The organism is Saccharomonospora sp. CUA-673 (assembly GCF_001942305.1).
In the GTDB taxonomy this organism is placed as follows: Bacteria; Actinomycetota; Actinomycetes; order Mycobacteriales; family Pseudonocardiaceae; genus Prauserella.
Genome location: NZ_MKKE01000006.1, coordinates 108,058 through 119,975, shown reverse-complemented (window position 1 = coordinate 119,975; position 11,918 = coordinate 108,058). Strand labels below are relative to the sequence as shown.

The 11,918-nt window shown below is 68.9% G+C and carries 13 protein-coding genes and 2 pseudogenes; 5 read left to right on the top strand and 10 right to left on the bottom strand.

The annotated features are described in order from the left end of the window. Positions 1 to 92: 92 nt before the first annotated feature. On the bottom strand, positions 93 to 974 hold the full coding sequence (locus BJF85_RS04085) for a LysR family transcriptional regulator (RefSeq protein ID WP_075845819.1): 882 nt from the start codon (positions 972 to 974) through the stop codon (positions 93 to 95). Between the two features lie 198 nt (positions 975 to 1,172). Between BJF85_RS04085 and BJF85_RS04080 the strand changes: the two genes are divergently transcribed. Next, a complete protein-coding gene (locus BJF85_RS04080; RefSeq protein WP_075845818.1) occupies positions 1,173 to 2,342 on the top strand; it encodes an acyl-CoA dehydrogenase family protein in 1,170 nt (389 codons plus the stop codon). 218 nt (positions 2,343 to 2,560) lie between these two features. Further along, positions 2,561 to 3,109, top strand: coding sequence for a hypothetical protein (locus BJF85_RS04075; RefSeq protein WP_075845817.1), 549 nt, complete (start codon positions 2,561 to 2,563; stop codon positions 3,107 to 3,109). Position 3,110: 1 nt separating this feature from the next. Here the strand turns inward: BJF85_RS04075 and BJF85_RS04070 are convergent. The 3 genes and pseudogenes from BJF85_RS04070 to BJF85_RS04060 form a co-directional block, all read right to left on the bottom strand. Continuing rightward, positions 3,111 to 3,634: pseudogene (locus BJF85_RS04070) on the bottom strand (GNAT family N-acetyltransferase). Between the two features lie 50 nt (positions 3,635 to 3,684). Further along, positions 3,685 to 4,422, bottom strand: a complete 738-nt coding sequence (locus BJF85_RS27060) for a hypothetical protein (protein ID WP_139320446.1) — start codon at positions 4,420 to 4,422, stop codon at positions 3,685 to 3,687. A gap of 2 nt (positions 4,423 to 4,424) precedes the next feature. Beyond that, positions 4,425 to 4,913, bottom strand: a complete 489-nt coding sequence (locus BJF85_RS04060; protein ID WP_139320445.1) for a hypothetical protein — start codon at positions 4,911 to 4,913, stop codon at positions 4,425 to 4,427. 779 nt (positions 4,914 to 5,692) lie between these two features. Between BJF85_RS04060 and BJF85_RS31075 the strand changes: the two genes are divergently transcribed. Both BJF85_RS31075 and BJF85_RS31070 read left to right on the top strand, forming a co-directional pair. Next, on the top strand, positions 5,693 to 5,872 hold the full coding sequence (locus BJF85_RS31075; protein WP_369822068.1) for a hypothetical protein: 180 nt from the start codon (positions 5,693 to 5,695) through the stop codon (positions 5,870 to 5,872). Positions 5,873 to 5,989: 117 nt separating this feature from the next. After that, on the top strand, positions 5,990 to 6,376 hold the full coding sequence (locus BJF85_RS31070) for a hypothetical protein (RefSeq protein WP_369822067.1): 387 nt from the start codon (positions 5,990 to 5,992) through the stop codon (positions 6,374 to 6,376). A 49-nt stretch (positions 6,377 to 6,425) separates the two neighbouring features. Here the strand turns inward: BJF85_RS31070 and BJF85_RS04050 are convergent, their stop codons facing one another. The 3 genes and pseudogenes from BJF85_RS04050 to BJF85_RS31065 all read right to left on the bottom strand — a co-directional run. After that, a complete protein-coding gene (locus BJF85_RS04050; protein WP_075845813.1) occupies positions 6,426 to 6,785 on the bottom strand; it encodes a hypothetical protein in 360 nt (119 codons plus the stop codon). Positions 6,786 to 6,808: 23 nt separating this feature from the next. Further along, positions 6,809 to 7,039 carry an SAV_915 family protein gene (locus tag BJF85_RS04045; RefSeq protein WP_075845812.1) on the bottom strand — a complete coding sequence of 77 codons (231 nt, stop codon included), beginning with the start codon at positions 7,037 to 7,039 and terminating at the stop codon, positions 6,809 to 6,811. Positions 7,040 to 7,167: 128 nt separating this feature from the next. Further along, positions 7,168 to 7,443 (bottom strand): annotated as a pseudogene (locus tag BJF85_RS31065) (SAV_915 family protein); the annotation flags it as partial. Positions 7,444 to 7,761: 318 nt separating this feature from the next. Here BJF85_RS31065 and BJF85_RS04040 point away from each other — a divergent pair. Next, positions 7,762 to 7,992 carry a hypothetical protein gene (locus tag BJF85_RS04040; protein ID WP_075845836.1) on the top strand — a complete coding sequence of 77 codons (231 nt, stop codon included), beginning with the start codon at positions 7,762 to 7,764 and terminating at the stop codon, positions 7,990 to 7,992. A gap of 12 nt (positions 7,993 to 8,004) precedes the next feature. On the opposite strand, the gene BJF85_RS04035 is transcribed toward BJF85_RS04040, so the two are convergent. From BJF85_RS04035 to BJF85_RS04025, 3 genes are read right to left on the bottom strand one after another with little or no spacing between them, the layout of a single operon-like run. After that, positions 8,005 to 8,709, bottom strand: coding sequence for a TIGR03089 family protein (locus BJF85_RS04035; protein WP_075845811.1), 705 nt, complete (start codon positions 8,707 to 8,709; stop codon positions 8,005 to 8,007). Between the two features lie 13 nt (positions 8,710 to 8,722). Then, the gene (locus tag BJF85_RS04030) at positions 8,723 to 10,174 is read right to left on the bottom strand and encodes an LCP family protein (protein WP_075845810.1); all 1,452 of its coding nucleotides are present in this window, start codon (positions 10,172 to 10,174) and stop codon (positions 8,723 to 8,725) included. 36 nt (positions 10,175 to 10,210) lie between these two features. Further along, positions 10,211 to 11,866, bottom strand: a complete 1,656-nt coding sequence (locus BJF85_RS04025) for an LCP family protein (RefSeq protein ID WP_255375369.1) — start codon at positions 11,864 to 11,866, stop codon at positions 10,211 to 10,213. Positions 11,867 to 11,918 lie beyond the last annotated feature (52 nt).

Here is an 11,918-nt window from a genome sequence, read left to right as displayed (position 1 = left end):
CCCCCAACCCGAACCCCCCAAGCCGGCACGGACCGGTCGCGGGCCAGCGGCGGGCCCAATCGCCCGATGCGACTACCCCTTTGGGGAGCTCTTCACGCGCGGACGAGGGAGCGGAGGACCTCCAGGGCGCGGACGGCGGCAGGGTGGTCGGCGACGGCCTTCTTCACCGACACCGCGATGTGGCGCACCGGTTCGGGGTTGACCAGGCGGACCGTCGTGAGCCCCGCGGGCAGGTGCACGACGCCCAGCAGCGGCACCACGGTGATGCCGATGCCGGTGGCCACGAACGGGAACGCCGTCCGGTAGTCGTGCGTCTCGACGGCGAACTCCGGGGAGAACCCCGCCTCGGCGCACCGGTCGAGCAGCACGCGGCGGCACGTGCCGCGCTGCAGGTCGTTGTCGACCCACCTGCGGTCGGCGAGGTCGGCCAGCGGCACCTCGACGCGTTCGGCCAGCGGGTCGTCGTCGCGCACGACGGCCACGTATGGGTCGTCGACCAGCGGATGGATGTCGGCGTGCGCGGCGTGCTCGATGCCGGGCGCGTCGACGAACAGGTCGATGTCGGGCAGTTCGATGCCGTCGCGGAACTCGGTCATCCGCAGGTCGAGCCGCAGTTCGGGGAACTCGCGCTGCAACGCGGCCACGACGGGCGGCAGCCAGGTGGCGCCCGCCGACGCGAAGTAGCCGATGGACACGCTGCCGACGCGGCCCGCGCGCAGGTCGCCGACGACCCCGTCGAGCGCGGCCAGGGCGGTGAACACCTGTTCGGCCTCGTGGGCGAGGGTGCGGCCGGCCGACGTGGGTTCGATGCCGCGGCCGACGCGGTCGAACAGCCGCAGTCCGGTCTCGCGTTGGAGGGCGGTGAGCTGCTGGCTGACCGCCGACGGGGTGTAGCCGAGGGACGTGGCGGTGGCGCGGACCGACCCGGTGGCGATGACCGCCCGGAGGAGGCGCAGTTTCGCGACGTCGAGCATGCCCCCGAACGTACACCTGTGATGAACACTCGCACCTCATTATTCGCCGGAACTGTTGTGTCGAACGACCCCGTGAGCGTGGTTTACTGGCGGGTAACATCGTGAGGGTCGATACTGCGGTCAACGACACAGAAGGTCGACGTGAACGACGCCTAACATCGGTGCGAGAACCGACGCAGATGTGGCTTTCGAGGAAAGGTGACGCAGGTGAGCGAGGGTCCAGGCCTCTTCCAGCTGGCCGAGGAGCACGAGGAACTGCGCGCGGCCGTGCGGGCGCTGGCGGAGAAGGAGGTCGCTCCCTACGCCGCGGACGTCGACGAGCAGGAGCGGTATCCGACCGAGGCGCTGGACGCACTGATCAAGTCCGGCTTCAACGCGGTGCACATCCCCGAGGCCTACGACGGCCAGGGCGCCGACGCCATCGCGGCGTGCATCGTCATCGAGGAGGTGTCGCGCATCGACGCCTCCGCCGGTCTGATCCCGGCGGTGAACAAGCTCGGCACGCAGCCGATCATCCTGTCGGCGTCGGACGAGCTGAAGAAGCAGGTGCTGCCGGACATCGCGGCCGGCGCGGGCGCCTCGTACGGCCTGTCCGAGCGTGAGGCGGGCTCCGACACGGCGTCCATGCGCACGCGCGCGAAGCAGGACGGTGACGACTGGGTGCTCAACGGCACCAAGGCGTGGATCACCAACGCCGGCGAGTCGACCTGGTACACGGTCATGGCCGTCAGCAACCCGGACGCGGAGAAGCCGTCGAAGGGCATCTCGGCGTTCGCGGTGCACTCCGGCGACCCGGGCTTCTCGGTGGGCCCGAAGGAGAAGAAGCTCGGCATCAAGGGTTCGCCCACGCGGGAGATCTACTTCGAGAACTGCCGCATCCCGGGCGACCGGATCATCGGTGAGCCGGGCACGGGTCTGAAGACGGCGCTGCTGACGCTCGAGCACACGCGTCCGACGATCGGTGCGCAGGCGCTGGGCATCGCGCAGGGCGCGCTCGACGCGACGCTCGAGTACGTCAAGGACCGCAAGCAGTTCGGCCAGTCCATTGCGGACTTCCAGGGTGTGCAGTTCATGCTCGCCGACATGGGCATGAAGGTCGAGGTCGCGCGCAACATGGTGTACGCCTCGGCGGCGGCCAGCGAGCGCGGCGACGCGCGGGCGGCGTTCATGGCCTCGGCGGCGAAGAAGTACGCCTCCGACATCGCCATGGAGGTCACGACCGACGCGGTGCAGCTGTTCGGCGGCGCGGGCTACACCCGCGACTTCCCGGTCGAGCGCATGATGCGCGACGCGAAGATCACGCAGATCTACGAAGGCACCAACCAGATCCAGCAGGTCGTCATGGCGCGCACCCTGCTCAAGGGCTGAGCCGGACCGACACAGCGACGGGCCGCCGGGACACAGTTCCCGGCGGCCCGTCGCCGTGTCAGCACCCCACGTCGCCGTGTCAGCACCCCACGTCGCCGTGTCAGCACCCCACGTCGCCGTGTTGGCAGTTGGCGGCGGTGTCGACGTGTCGACGTGTCGACGGTCGGTGCTGGTGGTGGGCGGGCCGGTCTGCGACAGTGTCGAGGCGTATGAAGCCTATGGACGACGACACGTCACTCTCGACCGAACAGGCCGCGCGGCGACGGCTGCACGGCATCGCCATCGTCGCTGCGGCGATGACCCCCGTGCTGGCGGTGCTCCTGCGGGCGGAGACGGCGCAGGTGCTGTGGACGTTGGGCGGCGGCAGTGTGCGCGGGCTGGTGCTCGTCGTGTGCGTGCTGGCGGCCGCGGCGGTGCCGATGGTGTACCTGGCCCACCGACTGGCCGAGCGGTTCGGCGCGGGGTGGTGGTTGCTGGGGGTCGTGCCGGCGTTCATCGCGAGCGCGCTGCTCGTGCTGGTGCCGGAGCGGACGCGCGTCGAGGACATCGTGCGCGACATGCACATCGGCCCGTCGGCGGGTGCGGCGAACGCGCTGCTGCCGACGGTGCTGATCGCGGCGACGGTGCTGTTCGTGTCGGCGGCGTACGTGATGGGCGTGCTGCGGGACAGCCGGGACACCCCGCGCGGCGGATGGCGCACCCTCGGCGTCGTCCACGTCGTCGGGTGGGTCGCGGTGACGGCCGGTCTGGTGCTGCTCGCCGGCTGAATCAGGTGAGCTCGCCGTCGAGGAGGGTCATGAGCAGCATGTCGTGCCAGCGGCCGTCGCGGCGGAAGGACTCGCGGGCGCGGCCGTCGGTGTGGAAGCCGACCTTCCGGTAGGTGCGGATCGCGGCGTCGTTGTCGTCGACGACCCACAGGCGGATCGAGTGCAGCCGCATCGCCTCGAAGCCGTAGCGGCAGACGGTGCGCATCGTGTCGGCGCCGAACCCGCGGCCGCGGTAGTGGGCTTCGCGAGGTAGATGTCGAGTTCGGCCATGCCGGTCTCGGGTTCCGCGCCGCGCAGTGTGACGACGCCGATGAGCGTGTCGTCGGCGAGCGCCTCGACGGCGAACGTCGCCGCCGAGTACGTGTTGCGCGGCCGGTCGGCGAACCGTTTCCGCGTCTGGGCCAGCGATTCCTCGTAGTCGTGCGCGAGCCAACGGGTGACGTCCGGGTCCCGATGCCAACGCCAGAACGTGTCGGCGTCGTCCGGTTCGATGGGCCGCAGTCTGACGAGCTCTCCGGTCGGCATACGGCCCAGTCTGCACCGGTCGACCACCCGGCGACACCGATTTTCCGCGCTCAGGACCCGTCAGGTTCTGTCGGGTCGGGGTTGTTGGCGTTGCGGATGTCGAGGGCGGCGGTGTGTTGGATGTTGAGGACACCGATGGACATGTTGTCGATGGTGGCGCCGTTGGCGACCGAATGGACGATGCCGTTGTAGATGAGGTCCCAGATGCGCCGGTCGGCTTGGACTTCGGGGAAGGTGACCGAGACTCCGCCGTCTTTGTCGGTGAGGTCGAGGTGGAATCCGCCGCCGAGGAACCGTGCATCGATTCTGGTGAGTTCGTAGAGATCGACCCACCTGTGGGCTGTGCGGCCCCATCGGGTGCGGCGAACCATGAACCAATCCGCGCCCGCCGCGTAGGTCATCACGGTCATCGGAGCGGCCATCAGGAGGGAACCACCGATGACGACTACCCATACTTGCCAGAAGGCGTAGCCTTCGATCGGGTTTTTGCCTCTCAGAGCTTGGACTAACGAGAGTCCTATCATGATGATTGCTACGGCGATGACGATGTTCAAGATCCGGCCCCGGACGCTGGGCATGTGCCAGGCGAGGATCGGTCCGTAACCGGGTGGTGGTTCGGGTTTGCGGGACAGTCGTGTTTCGCGGGTTGGGTCGTGCTCGGGCGGGTCGTCTCCGCTGCTGGCGAAGAACGACAGGCCGTGGGGAGGGAACGGTTCTCCGGTCTCGCGGTCCGGCCGCGGCGGCAGTTCGCTGCGTCCCCTGCCCAACAGCTCGTCCTCGTGGCTCATGGTCAGGTTTGGTCGGGGTTGTTGGCGTTTCGGATGTCGAGGGCGGGGGTGTGTTGGATGTTGAGGACACCGATGGAGACGTTGTCGATGGTGGCGCCGTTGGCGACGGAGTGGAGGATGCCGTTGTAGATGAGGTCCCAGATGCGCCGGTCGGCTTGGACGGCGGGGAAGGTGACCGCGAGGCTGATGTCTTTGTCGTCGAGGTCGAGGTGGTATCCGCCGCCGATGAAGTGCGCTCTGATCTTGGTGAGTTCGTAGAGATCGACCCAGACGCGGGTGGTGCAGCCCCAGCGGGTGCGGCGCATCATGAGCCAATCCGCCCCTGCCGCGTATGTCGTGACCGTCATCGGAGCGGCCATCAGTAAGGCGCCACCGATGATGATGACCCACATTTGCCAAAATCCTAAGATTTCTACCGGGTTGTTTCCCATTATGATTTGGGCGAACATGAGGCCAGCAATGAGAATTGCAGCGGAGAATGCAATTCTCATGATGCGTCCTCGTGTGCTGGGCATGCGCCAGGCGAGGACGGGGCCGTAGCCGGGTGGCGGTTCGGGTTTGCGGGACAGGCGTGTCTCCCGATTGGGGTCGTGCTCGGGCGCGCCTGTGTCCGGGATTCGAAGAACGACAGGCCGTGGGGAGGGAAAGGCTCTCCCGTCTCACGGTCCGGACGCGGCGGCAGTTCGCTGCTGCCCCGGCCCAACAGCTCGTCCTCGTTGTGATCACTGGTCACGGCTTCTCCGGGATGCTTCCTTCGCGCAGGGCTGCTTACTCTGGAACGATGACATCGACGATCTTCTGCGCGCCGATGCCACCCACTATTGCGCCGGCAGTTCCGGCGATTGCGGCTCCCCATGGCCCTAGCGGTGCTCCGTAGGCCGCGGCCGCGGCAGCAGTCGTCCCCGCCGCACCCAGGGCGCCGCCGGCGAGGGTTCCACTCGTGTCCGCCGCGGCCTTTCCCCAGCTTTGCTCGCCTTGCATCGCACCTGCTGCTTCAGTGCCCACTGTGATGAGGCCGCCCGCCCAGGGCATTCCCCTGAGTATGCTTCGTCCCGTTTTGAGCGCCCGGGAAGAATTGTCGTCCAGGTTGTCCAGTTTTCCTTGTCCGGGGTAGCTGGCAATGCTTTCCCGCATGTCAGGCGGGATCTTCGACAGGTACTTCTCGTACTGGGTTGCCTTCATCTCGTATGCCCTGGCGTTCTCGCGGGCATTTCGGGCACCGTAGTCCAGCAGGTCCATCTGTCGACTGTTAATGCTCGGCAGGGTTCCCTTGGAGAAGCTGGAGAAGATTGCTCCTTCTGCCCTCATTATCGCGGCTTTCCTCATGTTTTCTGCGAAATTATCGGCGTGGACGTGCCGCATTTCGCTGATGAAGCTGACCGCTGCGGACGCGGTCGTGCCCGCGATGCTGATGACGTCGAGCGACTCGTCGTCGCCCTTCATCGCTTGATGCAGCGCGTCGTGGGCTTCCTCCTCGGTGCTCCGCGCGTCGTCGACCTTCGTTCGGCACTGGTTGAAGACCCGGAGCTTCCGGTTGTACTCCTCGACGCGGGCGTTGTAGGCCTGGATGTCGCCGCCGTGGGTACCCACGACCTCGGCGCCGTTCTCCGGGGTGCAGACCTCCCGTGGCGTACCCGGCTTCGGGCCGGTGACCGGCTCGGGCGGCATGATGAACGGTCCCTCGACCTCGAGGCCGCCCTCGGCGGCGTCCTCGCGGGTCTCGTTCATGCGGCGGACGACGTCGTCGAGCGCCGAGGCGAAGTCCCGGAGCCCCTCCTTCATCCGTTTGGCGCGTTCGGCGACGGTGTCGGCGACCGTGTCGGTGTCGGCGGTGGCCTTGCGGAACGCCGTCGCGGCCGGACCTTCCCAGCCCTCGTTGTTCCGCGCCTTGGCGGCTGCGTCCGCCGCCTCCTCGGCACCGTTGGCCAATCCGGCCAGCCAGTCAGCGGCCTGATCGCACGTGCCGGAGCTGCCGTTGACGTTCGTGTTCAGCGTGGAGGGCATCAGTTCCTCCGGTTCCGGTGGCCGCCGGTCCGCTCGGGTCCGCTCTCCATCTCCTGGCGCTGATAGTCGATCTTGCCCTTGTGGTCGTTCTCGATGTCCTCGTAGGAGCCTTGCGCGATGTTGACGTTCTCGGCGGCGTTGGACATCGTCGCGGACACGACCGTCGCCAGCTCGAGGACGTCCTTGAGTGCCTGGCCGACCACATCCGACGTGACGCCGGCGTCGACCGGCCCGAGTTCCTTGTCCGTCGCGCTGTTGATGTCCTCGGACCCGTTGTTGAGCTGCCGGACGATCGCATCGAGCGCGCCCTCGTCGGCGTGCCAGTCGTCGCTGTGGCCGTGACGCCTGTTGCGGCCCATGATTACCCCTCCCCGGTAACGAGTTACCACCGAGCGCCGGCGGCGCGGATCGGTGCCTGGTATCGCGCGGCTTCCTCCAGGTGCGGGTTGACCAGCACACCCGCCGCCCCGGACTCGCGGACGACGTCGGCGAGGTCCTCGGTGCGCACCGACACGTACGGCTGATGCGGCCCGCATCCCGCGTGCAACATCTCCGGCGACGTGAAGACCGGTGCGATGAGCTGCGCCTGATACCGGCGCAGCTCGAGGTCCACGCGTTGCTGGCCACGTCGCGCCGGCTTGGACGGGAGGTAGGCGAGCCCGTTCGGCTCGAGCGGCTGCGGCTCCGGCGCATGTCCGGACCCGCCTCCGGGTAGCGCGGCTCGATCGGCAGGTCCATGTCGAGCGCGACCACGCGGACGTCCTCCTGGTGGCACACGCGAATCAGAACGTCGGCGGGGACGCGCATCCACGGTTGACCACTGCCGCACGCCCGCACGAGCCCCTCGATCGAGGTATAGGCGCCGAGCATCGGCTCATTGCGTTCGGACTGCCAGCGTTCGAGCCCTTCGCGGCCGTTCTCGTAAGCCGTCAGAACCAGCACCGTGTCCGGCAATTCACGCTCGAGGTTCTCGCGTCGGACCTCGCGAGGTTCCGAATCGTCGGCTGTATGACGCATGTCCTCGCCCCCCTCTGCAACGGTATGCGGCGCCCACGATGGTAGTCAGTCCGATACATTCCGCTACCGGAGGAACATGATCAAAACGTGAGTTGAGTCATGTTGTTACATTCATGTTTCGTGTCCGAATGATGCTGGCCGAGGGGTCGTCCGCGGATTCGACGGTCGCGTCGTGGAGCGCCTTGTCGTGGAGAATTGGTTGCGGGGCAACGTTTTCCGGAGATGTGGGCAACGGTCGATCGGAAATGCGCGGCGGGTATCGAGCGCCGAAAGACAAAATCGTTCGCCCGGGTCGGGGATGGCGTCTACGGTGCCGGCATGCCGACGATGCGGGTGCACCTCCGTGCCGCCGACCGGGAGGACGCGCGGCGCGTGCTCGACCATTACCTCGCGGGGGGACACGATCCACTGTGGGACGACGCCGTCCTCGAGGAGGTGCGCAGGCTCGGCCGGACGCCCTCCGGCGCGCCGCGGTGCGTCGGCATGACGAACGGCCGACCGGTGGACCTGATGTTCGACGTCGAGGTCTACGCCGAGATCTCCCGCTGAGCGGGGCGCGGGTCAGGCGGTCAGGTCGATCGTGGTGCGTTCGGCGGTGCGGTGGGCGTCGAGTTTCGCCGGGTTCGACACCTGCACCACGTGCGCGCCCACCGACAGCGGGGCCACGAACGCGTCGAGGACGCCGCCCGGCAGCGTCCACTCGCGGGTCGACAGCACACGGTCGCCCGCGCCGACGCCCAGTTCCTCGGCACGCGCCCGCGCGGCGGTCAGCATGTCGTCGGCCGACCGCCCCAGCAGCGCCGGCGTGTCACCCGGCACCGGGATCAGCGGCGTGAAGTCGTCACCGGCCGTGCGCGCATCCGACAGGTAGTCGAACGCCCCATCCGGTGCGCCCTGCGGGCCCAACCCACGACCCAGTGGATCGAGCGCCACCACGGCCGTGTCGTCGGCCACGCCGGTCGCCCCGCCGGGCCCGGTGAACGACACCCGCGCGCCCTCGGCCTCGGCCACCACGTGCCCGCCGCACCACCACGTGCCCAGCAGGACCCCGGCCGTCTGCCAGTGCGCGGGCAGCTCGACGTGCACCGGGTCGCCCGGTTCGACGTCGAACTCCTCGACCAGCCAGTTCGCCGTCTTCGCCGCCCAGTTCGCCAGCGTCGCCACCGACAGCTCGACCCGGCTGCCCACCGCGTCGTCGTAGTGCGTCACCGCCGGGCGGGCCGACGAGGACAGCAACGGGCGCAGCAACCGATCCGTAAGACTCACGCCCGCGATTCTCCTAGTTCACACACGGCACCTGAGCGGGGGCCTGCGCCGGCACGCCGACACCCTGCACTGCGGCACCGCCGCCCTGGGGAGCGCTGCCACCGCCGGTGGGCCGCTCGTCGGCCTGACCGCCGCCCTGGCCACCGCCCTGGTCGCCCTGACCGCCACCGCGGGCGAGGCCGCGGATGAACGACCGGACCTCCTCGAGGTCGACCGTCACGATGCTCTGCCCGTCGTCGCTGCGCGCGGCGACCTGCTCCACCGGGATCGTCTTGAACTCGACACCGCCGCCGACCAACTCGTGCGCCTGCTGGGCGAAGCCGAGCACGTCGAGGTCGGGGTCGAGCACCAGCGACTTGCGGACCGTCTCGATCAGGTCGGACAGCTTCTGCTGGTCGGTCAACGTGCCCGTCGACAGGGTCTTCTTCAGCGCGGACGTCAGGAACGTGTGCTGGCGGACGATCCGGTCGAGGTCGCCGTTGGGCAGGTTCTTGCGCTGCCGCACGAACGAGAGCGCGTCGCCGCCGGACACGGTCTGCACCCCCGCCTCGAAGTCGGCGCCGGAGTCCTTGTCCTGAGTCGGGGCGTTCAGGCACACCTCGACGCCGCCGATCGACTCGGTGAGCATGTAGAACCCGAGCAGATTCACCTCGGCGTAGTGGTCGATGTGCACGCGCGTGAAGTCCTGCAACGTGCGCACCAGCGCCCGCCGGCCGGCCTGGTTCGACTCGCGTTCCAGCTGGGCACGGTCGGTCACGCCCTCGCTCTGGAGCCGGCCCCACGCCTTGTTCTTCGCGGTGCCGTACACCGAGTTGATCTTGTCCTTGCCGCCGCTCGGCACGTCGACCCACGTGTCCCGAGGGATCGACACGCCCACCGGATCGCTCCCGTCGTGCGGGATGCGCAGGATGATCATCGTGTCGGTGTTGAGGTTCTCGGTGCTCTCCGTGCGCAACGCGCGCAGCACGTCCAACGGCAGTGGGTTGCCCTGCATGTCGGTGCGGGCGTCCGAGCCGACCAGCAGGATGTCCGTCGCGTCGTCCTCCTCGGGCGGGGCGGGCGGCAGCTCGTCGTCGCCCTCGCTGCTGTACCCCCACTCGTCGAGCGCGTCGGTCGTCTCGAGCGCGTCGTGCAGCTGGTCGAGTCGCGCATACGCGTAACCCGTGACCACCAGCGCGATCACCGACAGCAACGTCACCAGCGTGCGGGCCGCGGCGCGCCCCGTCCTGCGCATCCGGCTCGGCCGCTTCGGCGCCGGGATCGGCTTCGGCGTCGCCGCCGACGCGCGCGGGACCGGCGACGGACGCCGGCCGCCCGACGGCTGCGGCAACGGCGGCAGCTCCCCGGAGGTGCTGCCCTCGTCCGGTGCGGTGCCCTCGTCGGGACCGGTGTCCTCAGGAGGAGACGCCCCCTGCGGAGCCTCCTCGTCCGGGGGCCCTGCGTCCCCCTGTTCGCGCTCGTCCACGCGGCCCCTCCCCGTCCGACATGTGCCGTGGCGATTCTAGTTGACGCAGGGGATGTCACCTGCGGTGATGGGTTCCTCCGGCGTAGTGGACTCCTCCGTCTGCCCGTCGGAGCCGTCGGACTCGGTGGTGCTCGGCGACTGCGCCGGTTCGACCAGCGCGGCGGGCGCCACCGACGGACCGGCGCCGGCCTCGGCGCCCGACCCGTCGCCGCCGGACTCGCCGGGGGAGAAGCCGGGGCCCACGTAGACGTCGATCTGCCCCTGCGGCACCTCCGGGGACTCCTGGACCTCCACGTCGCCGCCGAGCGTGTCGGCGGCCGCCTCGGCGGCGTCCTCGTCACCGGGCGCGTGGCGGACGACGGTGCCGAGCGAACCGTCCACCCCGGCCGAACCCTCGCCCTGGAACCCCGTGTCCGCCAGCAGGTTCCGCACCGTGTCGCCCATGGCCGGATCGGCGGATCCGTTGTAGACGTACGCGGTGTACTCGCTCGCGTCCACGTCGGACTCGTCGTCGTCCGCGCGCGGCGAGCCGACCACGTCGTCGACGAACGAACGCACCTCGTCGACGTCGAGCTCGATGGCGAGCGCGTTGCCGAACCAGGCGTTGCCCTCCACGGGAATGGTGCGGAACTCGACGTTGCCGCCCGACAGATTGCGCATCTGCGCGGCGAACTGCATCAGGTCCCAGTCCTCCGACAGAACCACCGAACGCTGCACCGATTGCACCACGTCGCGGATCGAGCCGGGGTCGAACAGCACGTCCGACGACAGCATCTTCTGCACCAGGCCCGACAGGAACGCCTGCTGCCGGGCGATCCGGTCGAGGTCGCCGTTGGGCAGTCCGTAGCGCTGCCGTACGAACCCCAACGCCTCCGCGCCCTCCAGGGTGTGCTCGCCCGCGCTGAGGTCGACGCCCGAGCGCCGGTCGTGCACGTCGTCGTTGAGGCAGACGTCGACGCCGCCGAGAGCCGAGGTGATCTCGTAGAAGCTCGCCAGGTTGACCTCGGCGTACCGGTCGATCATGCCCGGCCGGTCGACCAGCTTCTCGACGGCGTTGATCAGGTTCTTGCGGCCCGCGACCGTGGCCCGCTCGTCGATCTCGTCCTCGTCGACGTCGCCGTCCTGGCGCAATTCGCCGGCCGTGTGGTTGTAGGCGGCGCCGAACGCGCTGTTGAGCCGGTTCTCGCCGTAGCCGTCGGGCAGCTCCACCCACGCGTCCCGGGGGAACGAGATCGCCACGGCGCCCCGCCCGTCCTGCGGGATGTGCACCAGGATCATCGTGTCGGTCTGCTGCTCACCGTCGTCATCGCCCGCGTGCAACTTGTCGAGTACCTCGCGGGGCAGCGGGTTGCCCTGCGCGTCGGTGCGACTGTCCTGGCCCACCAGGAGGATGTCGATCGCGCCGTCGAGCGGTTCGGCCGCCACCGTGTCGTCGCCGAACACGTCCGTGGTGGTCAGCCCCGAATTGACGTCGCCGATGAACTGCCAGCCGTACCACGACAGGGTGAGCACGACGACCGAGGCCAGAGCGATGACGGACTTGCCACCACGCCTCGCCCACGTCGCCGCTCCGGCACGATGGCCGCTGCGACCGGCGCCGTCGGCCTCCTCGGACCTCGATCGGCGCTTGTTCCGCTGACGACGCTGTCGGCGGGAGCCGGCCACGACCGCTGTCCCCGGCCAGTCGGTCACCTGTCGCTCCTCCCGGATGGCTGCCTCTTGTCACAGTACTGATCTCCATGTG

Bases quoted from the DNA above. Each gene is read 5' to 3' on its own strand.
- BJF85_RS04085 (WP_075845819.1), bottom strand. From the start codon at position 974: ATGCTCGACGTCGCGAAACTGCGCCTCCTCCGGGCGGTCATCGCCACC.
- BJF85_RS04075 (WP_075845817.1), top strand. From the start codon at position 2,561: ATGGACGACGACACGTCACTCTCGACCGAACAGGCCGCGCGGCGACGG.
- BJF85_RS27060 (WP_139320446.1), bottom strand. From the start codon at position 4,422: ATGAGCCACGAGGACGAGCTGTTGGGCAGGGGACGCAGCGAACTGCCG.
- BJF85_RS04060 (WP_139320445.1), bottom strand. From the start codon at position 4,913: ATGAGAATTGCATTCTCCGCTGCAATTCTCATTGCTGGCCTCATGTTC.
- BJF85_RS31070 (WP_369822067.1), top strand. From the start codon at position 5,990: ATGTCGCCGCCGTGGGTACCCACGACCTCGGCGCCGTTCTCCGGGGTG.
- BJF85_RS04050 (WP_075845813.1), bottom strand. From the start codon at position 6,785: ATGGGCCGCAACAGGCGTCACGGCCACAGCGACGACTGGCACGCCGAC.
- BJF85_RS04040 (WP_075845836.1), top strand. From the start codon at position 7,762: ATGCCGACGATGCGGGTGCACCTCCGTGCCGCCGACCGGGAGGACGCG.